Consider the following 14,094-nt stretch of genomic DNA (forward strand, 5'->3'; position numbering starts at 1 on the left):
GGCGGCCTCGATGGAGCCAGAAGAAATGCCTTATTTTGTCGGCACAGTTGCCGCTATCTTTTTTCAAAATCCTAGTAATTTTTATAAAGTATTGCTCATCCAAGTCAGTGAAACAAGTGTTGATTATCGGGAAAAAGAAATTGTCGCAACCGGTAGTTTCGGCGATATCCAAGAGAACGAAGTGTATCGTTTTTATGGTGAGCTAGTTGATCATCCCAAATATGGCAGACAGTTGAAGGTAGAGCGTTACGAACAGGAAAAGCCGACGACAGCCAATGGGATCGTCAACTACCTATCAAGTGACAAGTTTCCCGGTATCGGAAAAAAAACCGCAGAGAAAATCGTGGAACTGCTTGGTGAAGACGCGATTGAAAAAATCATCGAAGATCCTGCGCAATTACAACAGATTTCAGGTTTAACGAAGCCAAAAAGAGAAATGATTGCTGAAACGATCCGTTTGAATCATGGCATGGATCAAGTGATCATGGGGTTGAACCGTTACGGATTTGGGAGTCAATTAGCCTTTAGTATCTATCAAGCTTACAAAAATGAAGCGTTGGATATCATTCAAGAAAATCCTTACCAATTAGTCGAAGAGATTGAAGGAATCGGCTTTAAACGTGCAGATAATTTAGCTGAACAAATCGGCATTGCAGCTGACTCGCCACGACGTATCAGAGCAGCGATCTTGCACCAGATTTTCCAACAGGCGATCCAAACCGGTGATACCTATGTACCTGCTGAATCTTTATTGCAGCAGACGATCAAAATCTTGGAATCAAGTCGTCCAATCGAAATCGAACCGGATCAAGTAGCGACTGTCATTATTCAGTTAGTGGAAGAGGGAAAGATCCAACAAGAAGAAACGAATCTATATGAAAATAGTTTGTATTTTTCTGAATGGGGGATTGGCAATTCGATCCAACGCTTGTTGAGTCGAAAAAAGGAAATCAAGTACGAACCAAAAGAAATTAAAAAGAATATTCGGCGAATTGAGAAAATGTTTGGTATCCAGTATGGGGATTCACAAGAAGAAGCGATTTCTGAAGCGATTCGCTCACCACTATTTATCTTGACTGGTGGCCCAGGAACTGGAAAAACTACAGTGATCAATGGCATCGTTCATCTGTTTGCAGAGCTAAACGGCTTAGATCTTGATCCAACGAAATATACACAAGAGATTTTTCCAATCCTCTTAGCTGCACCTACAGGACGGGCAGCTAAACGGATGAATGAAACGACTGGCTTGCCAGCTAGTACGATACACCGGCTTTTAGGTTTGAATGGTCGTGAGAAAACCCCTTCAATCAGTACGAAAGAATTAGACGGTGGCTTATTGATCGTCGATGAAATGTCGATGGTTGATACGTGGTTGGCCAATACACTGTTCAAGGCGATCCCTACGAATATGCAAGTGATCTTAGTAGGGGATAAAGATCAGCTGCCATCAGTAGGTCCTGGGCAAGTCTTGCATGATCTATTAGAAATCGATCAAATCCCTAAAATCGAATTGAATCAGATCTATCGTCAAGGCGATGGTTCAAGTATCATTCCTTTGGCTCATGAGATCAAAGAAGGAAGATTGCCTGAAGATTTTACGAAAAATCAAAAGGATCGCTCTTTCTTTGCAAGTGATGCGTATCAAATCGAACCATTGATTTCTAAAATCGTGGAAAAGGCGAAAAACAAAGGATTTACTGCACAAGATATTCAGGTGTTGGCACCGATGTATCGCGGTGCCGCTGGTATCGATGCTTTGAATAAAATGATGCAAAATATTTTCAATCCAGGCGGTGGGAATCGGAAAGAAGTTCACTGGAATGATACAGTTTATCGAATCGGAGATAAAGTACTCCATTTGGTCAATACGCCAGAATTAAATGTGTTCAATGGTGACATGGGGGTAATCACGGGAATTGTTTTAGCAAAAGATTCGGAAGATAAGGTGGACGAACTCGTCATCCAATTTGATGCCAATGAAGTGAGTTACAAACGAAATGAATGGAATAAGATCACCCTGTCTTATTGTTGTTCGATCCATAAATCCCAAGGTAGCGAGTTTAAGATGGTGATTTTGCCAATGGTCCATCAATACCAACGAATGCTCCAACGGAATCTGTTGTATACAGCGGTTACTCGTAGTAAGGAATTGTTGATTTTGTTAGGGGAAGAGCAAGCATATTTGACATGTGCAAAAAACGAATCCGCAGTGCGATTGACGACACTGAAGAAGCGGATTGAAGACAATGAAATGACTCTTAATCTGCGTACGAAATTAGCCGCCTATGAAGATTCCTTGACAGGTGACGATCCATTTGAAGAAGGAACGTATTCGGCAGCCATTGAACAGGTGTCTGAGCCAACAAAACAAATAGAGGGCCGTAAAGAGGCGACCGACAAAGCGCAGGAGGTTTCGCTTTTTGCCATCGAAGAAGAAAAAAATGAAGTGAAAGAAGCTGAAACACCAAAATCACCTGATAATTACATTCTCACAACCGAAGCTGTGGAACAGCAATGGATTGATCCAATGATTGGTATGGAGAACATCCGACCATAAACAGCCAACATCAGTTGGAGGGGTGAAGTATCAGCAAAGAAAAGACACCCGAAACGCTAACGTTTCGGGTGTCTTTTCTTTGGAAAGGTAGCTGCTCCATCTGAAGGAGCTCCACAGATCAAGAGGTTGACTGTTCCTCCCTCATTACTATTTTTTCACACCACAATAACTGTGTTTTATTTGTTAGTTGTAAATCAAACGATTGTTTTTCTAAATCTTCCCCATCTTCTTGACCATATTGGGGAATAGTAGAAACAATTCTAAGTTTGCTTGTTGTATAGTGATGGAAATACTTCGAGTGCATTTGCTTCTTCTGTAATAATAAAAGAAGCAACCAAGCAATTTTAAATAGATTTACTCGTTCGACAACCACGAAGTCGATAGTTGGCTTGGTTACATCTGCAGTAGGAACAATCGATACTCCGCCACCGAAATAAGGATGATTGGTTGCCGTACATAGAAAGGCTTTTTTAAAATTCACACGTTTCCCACCAATATCTACAAGAATCGGAAAGCCTTTTTGTGAGAAAAGAACATATAATAAAGAAAAAATATAAGAAAGCGAGCCTAGATTATACTTATTCAATCGTTTTTTTGCATTGGAATGATTCGTAGTATGAACGATTGCTGCATCTAAACCAATCCCAAAATTATTGAGTGCCAGCCCTTCGCGATCGTTTACTTTTTCTTTATAATGCAATACATTTATTTTTTGTGGTTCTTTGGTTGCTAAAATCGTTTCTAAAGCTTTTTCTGGATCTCTGCTTAACCCAATTCCACGAGCAAAGTCGTTGCCTGAGCCGGCTGGTATGAAGCCGACAGGAAAAGATACACATAAATGATGAAACGTATTCAGGACTTGATGAAGCGTACCATCTCCTCCAATGACGATGAGAAGTGGGTACCATCCAATCGTATTAGCATCGATATCCTTTTCCCATTCAATGAGGGTATCTTCGGCTAAATGTTCCGCTATAAGAGCATCATGCCCTTTGTATTCACTATAGTGAACTGTATAGGAAAGTTTCTTTTGATCCAAAATTGGTAAAATCTTATCCGCTGTTTTCTTTCCGTTTCCGCTACCAGCAGCTTGGTTGATTAATAGGTGATAATGAAAATTCATTTTTTCCTCCTGGAATGCACCAAAGTATCGCATATTTGAGTTGAGAAAACAAGTCTTGTCGGGCTCCTTCCTGAGTTCTCATTAACATACGATAGCAAGGCGACATAGTCAAAAGGGGAGCAAGCAGTGTCAGATTTAATCAACAACTGTGAATACTTGTGGTTTTAGTCATGTAAATAGATCAACGATGCTTCACTAGATCGTCTCACCATAAGTAAGCAGTGGTTGAATAATAGAGTCAACCAGTGAAGGTTCAACAAAGCATCTCGTCATTATTGTCAAAAGAATGACAATCTTGGTTATTATAGCAGAGGTTTGGGGAAATGAAAAAGAAGTTAAGCTAGAAAATACAATAAAGAACAAACGAAAAAACGTAGGTAAAAGATAGAAACAAAGAATGGTCTAGGGAGTATTAGTCAACAACGACCCTCATTTTTTTGATAAGAAGAGTGCGATTCCTTTATCTATCAAGCCTCAATCTCTCAACGATGCTGTTCAATAAGGTCTTGTGCTAACTACTTGAGGTGTCTTGCTGGTTTTTATTTCTTTTATTTTTTATAACAATCTTTTCAGGTTAAGGTAAAAATGCTGAAATGGTGGGGGTGGAGGGAAGGTTGTAATCTAGAATTGTTATGTTATAATACGCCTTGCGGTTCATCAACCATCCCGCATTAACAAAACTAGGAGAAATGAGGAATAGAATATGGAGAGAACAAAGAGTAGGCAACGACTGATGGTAGTCGTTATTAATGGACTGATCATGGCCTTATATCTAGCGTTAACGATTTTGGTAGCACCTGTGTCTTCGGGTCCAATCCAATTTCGTATTTCAGAAAGTTTGAATCATTTAGTTGTATTCAATCGAAAATTATTATGGGGTGTCTTAGGTGGCGTGATCGTTTATAATGCCATTTATGGTTTTGGTGTCATGGATGTGATTTTCGGTGGTGGTCAAACACTACTTGCATTAGGACTAACTGCACTTATCCAAAATAAAGTGAAAAATGTCAAAGTGCGCTTAGCATTAAATACAGCGTTCTTTACAATCAGTATGTTCATGATTGCGTATATGTTAGTACCAACTGGCGGTCAAGCGTTTTGGACAACGTATGGTACACTTGCGTTAAGTGAATTTATCGTCATGGCTGTTTCTGCGCCATTGATGTATTATCTAGACCAAGCAGTGAAATTCAACGATCGTGTATGATTGTTTGTAATAGAGTAAAAAAGCCAGAAATTCCAAAAGTCTTAAATGATTTTGGGATTTCTGGCTTTTTTGAAATATGATTTTTCGAAAAATAGTTAGTAAATATCAACCATTAAACAGGTTTTTATTTATCAGCATCTTGTAAATTTTCAATTTCGATCACTTTGTAATTTTTCTTTTCTAAGTGATTGACGATCGAATCACAGACACTTTTTTCTGTATGGGCGGGTAGAGTGATCAAGGTACGACGGATGTATTCATCTTTTTCGATGTCCAAAGTGATACAACTAGCAATGCTACTATATTTTGCGATAATCTTTGAAATCGCCGCTAAATCGCCTTGTTTACCTGTTGAAGCAATTGTCAAGACGTAGCTTCCTTGTTCTACACTCCAAGATTGAGACAACATACTCAATAACGTGCTGTGTGTCAAAATGCCATAGAAGTGGTTTTGATTGTCAAGTACAGCGATGTATGGAAGCTCCTTGATCGTAAAGAATACTTTAAAGAAAGAGGTATCCAAATAGATAAATTTCGTTGCGTTTTTCAATAGGTGAGTGACCGGTAAAGTCATATCGCCGCCGTTTGCTTTGTGGCGATAGATGTGCATTTTATAAATGTTCCCACGGAAAATATTTCCGGAAGTATCAAGGATTGGTACACAACGGTAACCGGATGTTTCTAAAATTTCTAGTGCTTCTTCTAAGTTGCTCGTCTCAGAGACAGTCGTCAAATCTTTTTTTTTGTAAACAAGTGTTTTTAATAGCATAGTCATACCTCCAGATTGTTCATTTTTAAAATCCTTTAAGTAATCATATCACAACTAAAATAAAAACAGTAGAGCGTACGACCACTAATTGACATAAAATAATTTACGTGATAATGTAGTATGGTATAAATTTGGTTTTCAGTGAGGAGGGGAAACGGATGGCAAAGAAAAAAGCGGCATTAGCATGTTCCGTTTGTGGTTCTCGAAACTATACGAAGTCGATTAGTGAAGGAAAAAGCGGCGAGCGTTTGGAAATCAACAAATTTTGTAAATATTGTAATCAATACACATTACATAAAGAGACAAAATAACAAGGAGGAGGCTTACGATGAAATTTCTTAAAAGTGTAAAAGATGAAATGAAACAAGTGACTTGGCCAAGTAAAAAACAATTACGTAAAGATACACTAGTCGTTATCGAGACATCGATCATCTTCGGACTAATGTTTTTCGTGATGGATACAGCGATCCAAAGTTTGTTTGCATGGATCTTGCAATAATTAATACTAATCAAATAAAAGGTGAGCTATCCATGGTTATTTATCGATTGGAAGCTCTATTTTTTTTGATAGTAACCGTGAAAATTCAACAAGTTTTTTGTGAATCATTGATCATTATTTTACTTTGCTAGTTGATAAGTAAGGAGGAACATATGGAAGTTCATGAATTATTAAAAAAAATGCGTATTGACAGAGGCATCTCTCAAAAAAAGCTAGCCGATGGAATTGTTTCGCGCGAATCGTTAGCCAGATATGAAAATGGCCAAAGTAATTTACCATTACTAGTGTTTTTAGAACTATTGGAACGACTCAATATGAATATTGATGAATTCATCTTTTATCTTGATGGTGACAGGGTCTCTAATAAAAATATGAGTTTAAAAAAAATGTTTCGTAATTTAGAACAACGTAACGGTGCAATTAGTTATCAATTAAAAAAACTAGCACAAGAATTAGAACACTCAGATGATTTAGTCGTCATGAGAAATTATCTTGTTGTTAAAACTTACAAGTGGTATGAGCAGATCAATGGGATAAAAAAATTAAATAAAAAAGATACGAGTTATCTCGAAAGATTATCCGATTATCTGGAAAAAATCGATGAGTGGGGAAGATTTGAAATGACTACCTTTGCCTCTCTCCTCTATTTATTTGAAACAAGTTACATCAAGCAGCGGTTGAAAGAAGTAGAAAAAAATGTAATGAAAAAAGGAGATTTTGAGGTTTTCCATTCTATATTATCAGGTATTTATAATAATGTGTTTTTACTGATGGTGGAAAGAGAAGAACTAAAATTAGCGAAGTATTATTTGGAAAAACTATTCGAGACTCGGCGCAGAATTATTTTTCAGCGAGAAACTGAAATATATCATCGATTTTATCAACTTTTACTTGCCCGTATTGAAGGAGAGGCTGTCAGTAAAAATTTAAAGGATTTTTTCAAAGGGTTAAAATTGATTGGTGCGACCAAGCTGAGGAATGAATTTTTAGCTGATTTACATAAATTTGAATCACAATACAAGATCGAACATACCCTTAACATAGAAGACTAAAAAAGATATTTCTTGGAAGTAAACAAAAAACCGAAAAGATAGCAAACTTTTCGGTTATTGTATGTTTATTTTGAATGTTTTTGAAAAACATCCTTTAATTCCTTGATTTCTTTTTCCAAAGATGAGACCTTTAAACTTAAAAAGAAAACAGTGATACAGCAAAGAATCAATGCGAAAGAATCTAACCAACCAAAAATCGATGCAATGAGTTGTCTTATTGTTTCCATGAGATTACCTATTATACATATAGTCATCAAATCCCATAGCAGCTGGAATCCCGAAAGCAGCGATGATTCCAGCCATGATCCAACCACCGTTGGGCTTATACTCTTTTTTTGTTAATATGCCTCTAGTATCTAATTGTCTGGCAGCATAATGGCCAGCATTGTATAATCCAGTAACGATTGTCATTGCAGCAGTAATGGTACCTAATATCACATTGATACCAACACGAGCTGTAGAGAGATAGTCAATATATTCTTGGATGATTTCTTCTTTTTCACTACTATTCAACTGCTTTGCTTCTTCAATTGTCAAACCTTTATTTGCTAAAAAAATTTTGAAATTCTCAAGAGTTGCATTAATTTTTTTGGGAGAAAACAAGTTTTCGTTTGTTGAAATTGATGATACTTCGGCAGCTTTTACAGATACGGTCGAAGGAATTAAAACATTTCCTATTGTCACCATTGCCATAAGGGAAACTATCGCTTTTTTCATATCCTATTCCTCGCTTTCTAATTTAGGGTTTCTTTACTTTAGCGATGTTTATCAATCAACGAAAATCATACTGCCAAGACAACTCAAGCCAACGAATAAATAGATACATCAGTCATCTCCTTTCATATAAATTATCTTTACAAATATGATTATAATTTTTAAGAATAAATAATCTGTTTTTTGGTCTATATTTTCACATATCTTTCTATTTAATAACGCGTAAAAATATGTATCCATTATTTCTCTTTATAAATTGAGGGTATATTAGAGAAAAAAATATTTTTAATAACGAATAAAAAACAGATATTTTTTTAAAAAAAGAATAAATAACATCTTTGTTAAATAGTAATGTATAAAAAATAAGTCACTAGTAAAAACCAGCAAACGGTGCTATAATCAAAGAGAGGAAAAGCTTCGGGTAACTGAGGTTTTTTTATTTTACAAATGAAATGAGGAGCCTTCAATGGAATCTTTTGAAAAAAATTGGTATGTATTGCATACATACTCTGGATACGAAAACAAAGTAAAAGCAAATATCGAGTCACGTGCGCAAAGTATGAAAATGGCTGATTTTATTTTCCGTGTCGTTGTTCCTGAAGAAACAGAAACTGAAGTGAAAAATGGGAAAGAAAAAGAAATCGTTCATAAAACATTCCCTGGGTATGTCTTAGTAGAAATGATCATGTCAGATGCTTCATGGTATGTTGTCCGTAATACACCGGGCGTTACTGGATTTGTTGGTTCTCACGGTGCAGGAAGCAAGCCAGCACCTTTACTACCAGAAGAAGTAAATCATATCTTACGTTCGATCGGTATGAGTTTACGCCAAAACGAACTGGAAGTAGAAGTTGGTGAAGTCGTAAAAATCATCGAAGGTGCTTTTGCTGGTTTAGAAGGACAAGTGACAGAAGTCGATGAAGAAAAAGAAAAACTTAAAGTAAACATTGACATGTTCGGTCGTGAAACAAGTACAGAACTTGATTTTGATCAAGTAGATAAGATTGACTAAACAGTGATCAAGATAATGGAGGAGTTGGGATGACTAGTCATTCCAGCTCTTTTTTTGTCGTAAACGAAAGGAATGATCAAAATGTTACAACGAAATAAAATGAACTCTAACCGGCTATTAAGTGGCTTGGTGCTGCTTGTATTGCTGTTTTTAGCGGGATGTCAAACGCAAGAAAACAAATCCTCAAAAGAAACTACATCTACTGAAACTACAATGACAAGTCAAGTAGTTTCAGTAGAAAAGGGTACTGTGCCAACGTTGTTTGTTCATGGTTATAAAGGAACAGTCAATTCATTTAAAGGAATGATCACCCGTTTAGAGAAAGAGAACAAAGGGAAACAAGAATTGACTTTAACTGTTGATGTCAATGGAAATATACAATCGCAAGGTATATTATCTCAACAAGCAACGAATCCAATGATCCAAGTGCTTTTTGCCGATAATGAAAATAACGAGTGGAATCAAGCCGAATGGATACGTGCTTGCTTAGTTTATTTACAGACTACTTATCAAATCAATAAAGTAAATATTGTCGGGCATTCCATGGGTGGGGTCAGCGGACTCCGTTACCTAGTCACGTATGGCCAAGAAACGACTTTACCGCAAGTTGAAAAGTTTGTAGCGCTAGGCGCACCTTTCAATGATTTTGTGGATGATAGCGGTCAGAATTTAGCTGATTTACTCGAAAATGGGCCAACAGTGGTGTCTTCAAAGTATCAAGATTATCAAACCATGATAGGAAATCTCTCTACCGACACACAATTTTTATTGGTTGCAGGGCAGTTGAGTGAAGTAGAGCTAAGTGATGGAACTGTTCCGCTGAATAGTGCATTGGCAGTTTATGCCTTATTGAAACAGCATGGTAATCCTGTAATGGAAAAGGTCGAAGAAGGTGAAGGTGCTTCACATAGTATGCTTCATGAAAATGAAGAAGTGGATCGAGAAGTTAGTCAGTTTTTCTGGAATAGTTGAATCTAATAAAAAGAGTAATTAACGAACGTTTTTGGGCGAATGTTCGGTAATTGCTCTTTTTGGTTTTCCCAAAAAATGATTTTATCTTTCATTTGAGATGTATTCCTCAACACTTTTGATAATTAAATCGCATTAATTGCAAATAATCGATTGGCGGATAAATATAGATAACTAAAAAAATAAAATGAATACGAGTATTTTTTTTATAAAACGGATAAACGCAGGTTTTTTACGATGTTTTTCATATAACTCATGTTTTTTCTGAATATATGACAAAGTTTTCTTGAAAATGTTCGTATTTTTTCTTATAATGAGACAGAACACGAATGAGGGGGAGAATAATGAGGAAGAATGTTCCGTATTTGATCATTGCACCAGGAACGATCTTATTACTATTTTTTATGATTTTGCCATTGGTCAATATTATATGGCCAACTATTTTTACTGAAACAGGTGCTAGTCTAAGTGCTTACACCAGTTTTTTAACAGATGATTTCAATTTGAAGATTTTTCTTCGAACAATTCGCGTTTCTGTCATTGTGACATTGATTTCTGCCGTTTTAGGTATTCCAACTGCTTATTTTATTGCAGGTGTGGATAAAAAGTGGAAAAGTTTATTGATGGCAATGACGATGTTTCCATTATTGACCAATTCAGTCATCCGTAGTTTTGCCTGGATCAACATTTTAGGAAGGACAGGAGTAATCAATAATTTCTTGATTCGCATAGGACTGATCGAACAACCCATCGCCTTACTATATACGGAGTTTGCAATTATTATCGGGTCTGTCTATTTGTTCTTACCTACCATGGTCATGACACTTGTCGGCGTGATGGAAAATATTGAGAAAGAAACACTGGAAGCTGCCGAAACGTTAGGTGCGAGTCCGTTCAAAACGTTCTATAAAATTGTCATGCCACTTTGTATACCTGGAGTGATCGTTGGCAGTATTTTAGTATTTACAGGCACGTTGACGGCTTATACGACACCACAACTTTTAGGTGGGAACCAAAATATGATGATGGCGACTTTCTTATACCAGAAAGCATCGACTTTAGGTGATTGGACTTCAGCAAGTGTCATTGCATTGATCATGATCGTCACGACTCTGATCGTGAATAAAGGATTGAATATGATTGCTGCACGTTTAGATCGGAGGGAAATGAATCATGCGTAAGCAAAAAGGGATGACGATCATCGCAGTATTAGTTTTTGCGTTTTTGTTTTTACCATTAGTGATTATTGTTGTAACGTCTTTTGGACAATCATCGACGATACAATTTCCGATTGATGGATTCTCATTAGAGTGGTACACGAAAGCGCTAAGTTCTGAAACATTTATGAATAGCTTTAAATTGAGTTTAAGTATTGGTGTAGGGGCTACTCTGTTAGCTTTATTAGTGGGCGTGCCGACTTCTTACGCACTTTCTCGTTACCACATGAAGAGTAAACAGCTTTTTAAAAATTTCTTTTTGTCACCAACGATGATTCCGGGTATCGTTGTCGGCTATTCCTTGTTCCAATACATTGTGATCAAGTTTAACTTGCCGGTGATCCAAGCTTTATTGATTGGTCATTTTTTGATCAGCCTACCGTATATCATTCGCGTCGTAGGTTCAAGCATGGAGCAATTAGATTTTTCGATTGAAGAAGTTGCCTGGACGTTGGGTTGTACCAAAACCCGTGCTTTTATGCAAGTCATCTTACCAAATGTTTCTTCTGGTATATTTGCGGCGTTTATGTTGGCTTTTGTCAACTCATTCAATAATGTGCCAGTTTCAATGTTTTTATCTGGACCAGGAGTAACGATGTTGCCCACTTCATTGTTGAGCTACATTGAATATACGTATGACCCGACTGTGTCGGCGATTTCAGTAATGATCATGGTATTAACAGTTTTCTTGATGTTTATTATTGAGAAAACGTTAGGATTGGCTTCGATTGCTTAACTGTTGAGTGAAGAAATCGAACCGTACTTGAGAATGACTGGAAACTATGAGGGGGAGAACCGTGAGTTTTGTAAATTTGAACAATATCCGTGTGAGTTATGACGGAAAACAAAATATATTAGAAGATTTGTCTATTTCAATGGAAAAAGGAGAGCTAGTTTCTTTATTAGGACCCAGTGGTTGCGGTAAAACAACGACGCTACGTGTGATTGCTGGATTGATTTCGCCGAATGAGGGCTCTTTTGTTCTGGAAGATCAAGAATTAGTGAAAGTTCCTGTGCATAAACGTAATTTTGGTATGGTATTTCAGAGCTATGCGTTGTTTCCTCATTTAACGATTGCTGAGAATGTCGCTTTCGGTTTGAAATTGCGTAAAGAAAATAAAGCGGATATCACCAAAAAAGTAGCAGATATGTTAGCGATCTGTGGATTGGAACAATTGGGTAATCGTTACCCGAAACAACTGTCAGGGGGGCAACGTCAACGAGTGGCTTTGGCTCGAGCATTGGTTATTGAACCTAAGTTACTACTCCTAGACGAACCATTAAGTAATTTAGATGCGAAACTACGTGTCCAAATGCGGATCGAGATCAAACGTATCCAACAACAACTTGGTATCACAACAGTTTTTGTGACTCACGATCAAGAAGAATGCTTTTCGATCTCGGATAAAGTCGCGGTCATGAATAATGGTGTTATCGAGCAATATGATACACCGGAAACAATCTATCGACATCCTAAAACTCGTTTTGTTGCACATTTTATCGGTTTTGAAAATTTCTTTCCAGTTGAACAAATCGAAGGCATCCGCTATCAAGCTGCAGGGAATGTCATTGAGACACCTTATGAGCAACCGATAGCAGAGCGATTAGTAGCGACGATCCGTCCCGAAGATATCGAGATTGCCTCTGATGTGACACATAACGTTATAAAAGGTGAAGTAAAAGTCAGAACATTTTTAGGGAAAAGTTACCAGTATGAAGTGACAACGGCTTTAAGTAAGTTCTTAGTAAACGGTACGGATAAACAAATTTACCAAGCAGGGGATCAAATCAACCTGCATTTCCCAAAAGATAAAATCGTTCTTTTGGAAGATAAATAAGCAAAGAAAAGGGGAAAAATCAGTGAAAAAAGGCTTTCTAGTAAGTTCAGTAGTTTTAGCGAGTATGTTTGTATTGACAGCTTGCGGTGGAGGATCTGAATCTAATTCTTCCGAAGCGAAAGAGTCAAAAGATCTAGTTGTATCAACATTTGGTTTAAGCGAAGATATCGTGAAAAGCGATGTAATGGATCCTTTTGAAAAAGAATTCGATGCGAAGATCACAATGGATCTAGGGAACAGTGGCGATCGCTTCAACAAATTAATCAGTAATCCTAGAGGAATCGACGTTATTGAGTTAGCTCAAGCGAACTCAGCGGATGGCGCTTCTCAAGAATTATTTGAAAAACTAGATGAATCAAAAATCCCGAATTTAGCGGACTTAACTGAAGGAGCGAAGGAAGTCTTTGATAATGGTGCAGGTGTTCCAATTGCTGTAAACAGTGTAGGTATTGTTTACGACAGAGAAAAAGTTGGAAAAGAAATTACTAGCTGGTCAGATCTTTGGGATTCAGCGTTAGAAGGAAAAATCTCGATCCCGGAAATTACGACGACTGCCGGTCCTTTGATGATGTATATTGCAAGTGATCATGCGGGTGTAGCAATTGAAGATGACAATGGCGAGGCAGCATTTGAAGCCTTAGAAGAATTGAAACCAAATATCGTTAAGACCTATGCAAGATCTTCTGACCTAGCAAACATGTTCCAAGCAGGAGAAATCGAAGCAGCGATCGTGATGGATTTTGCTTATGATATCGTCAAAGGGGATTCTGACACGATCGAATACGTGGTCCCTGAGAGTGGCACATATGCGAACTACAATACGATCAATATTCCAAAAGAAGCAGCGAATAAAGAATTGGCTTACTCATTCATCAACTATAGAATTAGCGAAGAATCACAAAAAACAAAGGCACTTTCATTAAATGAAGCACCGACGAATGATAAAGTGGAGTTGAGTGAAGAAGAAGCTGGTAATATGACGTATGGGGCAATTGCTGACCGAGCAAAAAATATCGACTTTAATTTCGTTAATCGTCAAATGACTGACTGGATCGATCGTTGGAATCGTTTGATCAACCAATAAACATTTTCCTATAACGGGAAATCATTTAAAAAATAAACATTGGGGTGGTTGTG

General features: G+C 37.3%; 14 protein-coding genes. 11 read left to right on the top strand and 3 right to left on the bottom strand.

Annotated features, from left to right (window positions below; genetic code table 11):
* Nucleotides 1–10 precede the first annotated feature (10 nt).
* Entirely contained in the window at nt 11–2,557 is a 2,547-nt protein-coding gene (recD2, locus tag P3R27_RS00375; protein WP_034687117.1) for an SF1B family DNA helicase RecD2, read from the top strand.
* 118 nt (nt 2,558–2,675) lie between these two features.
* On the opposite strand, the gene P3R27_RS00380 is transcribed toward recD2, so the two are convergent.
* Nucleotides 2,676–3,680, bottom strand: coding sequence for a diacylglycerol/lipid kinase family protein (locus P3R27_RS00380; protein WP_126134354.1), 1,005 nt, complete (start codon nt 3,678–3,680; stop codon nt 2,676–2,678).
* Between the two features lie 703 nt (nt 3,681–4,383).
* On the opposite strand from P3R27_RS00380, the gene P3R27_RS00385 reads away from it, so the two are divergent.
* On the top strand, nt 4,384–4,887 hold the full coding sequence (locus tag P3R27_RS00385; protein ID WP_019722317.1) for a QueT transporter family protein: 504 nt from the start codon (nt 4,384–4,386) through the stop codon (nt 4,885–4,887).
* Between the two features lie 124 nt (nt 4,888–5,011).
* On the opposite strand, the gene cbpA is transcribed toward P3R27_RS00385, so the two are convergent.
* Nucleotides 5,012–5,656, bottom strand: coding sequence for a cyclic di-AMP binding protein CbpA (cbpA, locus tag P3R27_RS00390; RefSeq protein WP_034687113.1), 645 nt, complete (start codon nt 5,654–5,656; stop codon nt 5,012–5,014).
* Nucleotides 5,657–5,814: 158 nt separating this feature from the next.
* On the opposite strand from cbpA, the gene rpmG reads away from it, so the two are divergent.
* The 3 genes from rpmG (at nt 5,815) to P3R27_RS00405 (ending at nt 7,207) form a co-directional block, all read left to right on the top strand.
* Nucleotides 5,815–5,967 (top strand): 50S ribosomal protein L33, encoded by a 153-nt coding sequence (gene rpmG, locus P3R27_RS00395; protein ID WP_005878997.1) that lies wholly within the window; start codon nt 5,815–5,817, stop codon nt 5,965–5,967.
* A 17-nt stretch (nt 5,968–5,984) separates the two neighbouring features.
* The gene (secE, locus tag P3R27_RS00400) at nt 5,985–6,155 is read left to right on the top strand and encodes a preprotein translocase subunit SecE (RefSeq protein ID WP_034687112.1); all 171 of its coding nucleotides are present in this window, start codon (nt 5,985–5,987) and stop codon (nt 6,153–6,155) included.
* A 152-nt stretch (nt 6,156–6,307) separates the two neighbouring features.
* Nucleotides 6,308–7,207: a helix-turn-helix domain-containing protein gene (locus P3R27_RS00405; RefSeq protein WP_034687111.1), complete on the top strand. Its 900-nt coding sequence runs from the start codon at nt 6,308–6,310 to the stop codon at nt 7,205–7,207.
* Nucleotides 7,208–7,438: 231 nt separating this feature from the next.
* Here the strand turns inward: P3R27_RS00405 and P3R27_RS00410 are convergent, their stop codons facing one another.
* Entirely contained in the window at nt 7,439–7,924 is a 486-nt protein-coding gene (locus P3R27_RS00410; RefSeq protein ID WP_034687109.1) for a hypothetical protein, read from the bottom strand.
* Nucleotides 7,925–8,387: 463 nt separating this feature from the next.
* Here P3R27_RS00410 and nusG point away from each other — a divergent pair, with 463 nt between their 5' ends.
* The 6 genes from nusG (at nt 8,388) to P3R27_RS00440 (ending at nt 14,041) form a co-directional block, all read left to right on the top strand.
* Entirely contained in the window at nt 8,388–8,933 is a 546-nt protein-coding gene (nusG, locus tag P3R27_RS00415; protein ID WP_034687107.1) for a transcription termination/antitermination protein NusG, read from the top strand.
* A gap of 81 nt (nt 8,934–9,014) precedes the next feature.
* The gene (locus P3R27_RS00420; RefSeq protein ID WP_034687104.1) at nt 9,015–9,905 is read left to right on the top strand and encodes an alpha/beta fold hydrolase; all 891 of its coding nucleotides are present in this window, start codon (nt 9,015–9,017) and stop codon (nt 9,903–9,905) included.
* Nucleotides 9,906–10,246: 341 nt separating this feature from the next.
* Nucleotides 10,247–11,083, top strand: a complete 837-nt coding sequence (locus P3R27_RS00425; protein WP_126134353.1) for an ABC transporter permease — start codon at nt 10,247–10,249, stop codon at nt 11,081–11,083.
* Nucleotides 11,076–11,855: an ABC transporter permease gene (locus P3R27_RS00430; RefSeq protein ID WP_034687101.1), complete on the top strand. Its 780-nt coding sequence runs from the start codon at nt 11,076–11,078 to the stop codon at nt 11,853–11,855. Before P3R27_RS00425 ends, P3R27_RS00430 begins: the two co-directional genes overlap by 8 nt.
* 61 nt (nt 11,856–11,916) lie before the next feature.
* Complete coding sequence (locus P3R27_RS00435; protein WP_034687099.1) at nt 11,917–12,957, top strand: ABC transporter ATP-binding protein; 1,041 nt, start codon at nt 11,917–11,919, stop codon at nt 12,955–12,957.
* Between the two features lie 22 nt (nt 12,958–12,979).
* On the top strand, nt 12,980–14,041 hold the full coding sequence (locus P3R27_RS00440) for an ABC transporter substrate-binding protein (RefSeq protein ID WP_034687097.1): 1,062 nt from the start codon (nt 12,980–12,982) through the stop codon (nt 14,039–14,041).
* The last annotated feature ends 53 nt before the right edge of the window (nt 14,042–14,094 follow it).

Origin of the sequence: Enterococcus spodopteracolus (assembly GCF_030441955.1) — a bacterium.
Taxonomy (GTDB): Bacteria; Bacillota; Bacilli; order Lactobacillales; family Enterococcaceae; genus Enterococcus_B; species Enterococcus_B spodopteracolus.

Coding starts and splice junctions, on each gene's coding strand:
- recD2 (WP_034687117.1), top strand. CDS start 11: ATGGAGCCAGAAGAAATGCCTTATTTTGTCGGCACAGTTGCCGCTATC.
- P3R27_RS00380 (WP_126134354.1), bottom strand. CDS start 3,680: ATGAATTTTCATTATCACCTATTAATCAACCAAGCTGCTGGTAGCGGA.
- P3R27_RS00385 (WP_019722317.1), top strand. CDS start 4,384: ATGGAGAGAACAAAGAGTAGGCAACGACTGATGGTAGTCGTTATTAAT.
- cbpA (WP_034687113.1), bottom strand. CDS start 5,656: ATGCTATTAAAAACACTTGTTTACAAAAAAAAAGATTTGACGACTGTC.
- rpmG (WP_005878997.1), top strand. CDS start 5,815: ATGGCAAAGAAAAAAGCGGCATTAGCATGTTCCGTTTGTGGTTCTCGA.
- secE (WP_034687112.1), top strand. CDS start 5,985: ATGAAATTTCTTAAAAGTGTAAAAGATGAAATGAAACAAGTGACTTGG.
- P3R27_RS00405 (WP_034687111.1), top strand. CDS start 6,308: ATGGAAGTTCATGAATTATTAAAAAAAATGCGTATTGACAGAGGCATC.
- P3R27_RS00410 (WP_034687109.1), bottom strand. CDS start 7,924: ATGAAAAAAGCGATAGTTTCCCTTATGGCAATGGTGACAATAGGAAAT.
- nusG (WP_034687107.1), top strand. CDS start 8,388: ATGGAATCTTTTGAAAAAAATTGGTATGTATTGCATACATACTCTGGA.
- P3R27_RS00420 (WP_034687104.1), top strand. CDS start 9,015: ATGTTACAACGAAATAAAATGAACTCTAACCGGCTATTAAGTGGCTTG.
- P3R27_RS00425 (WP_126134353.1), top strand. CDS start 10,247: ATGAGGAAGAATGTTCCGTATTTGATCATTGCACCAGGAACGATCTTA.
- P3R27_RS00430 (WP_034687101.1), top strand. CDS start 11,076: ATGCGTAAGCAAAAAGGGATGACGATCATCGCAGTATTAGTTTTTGCG.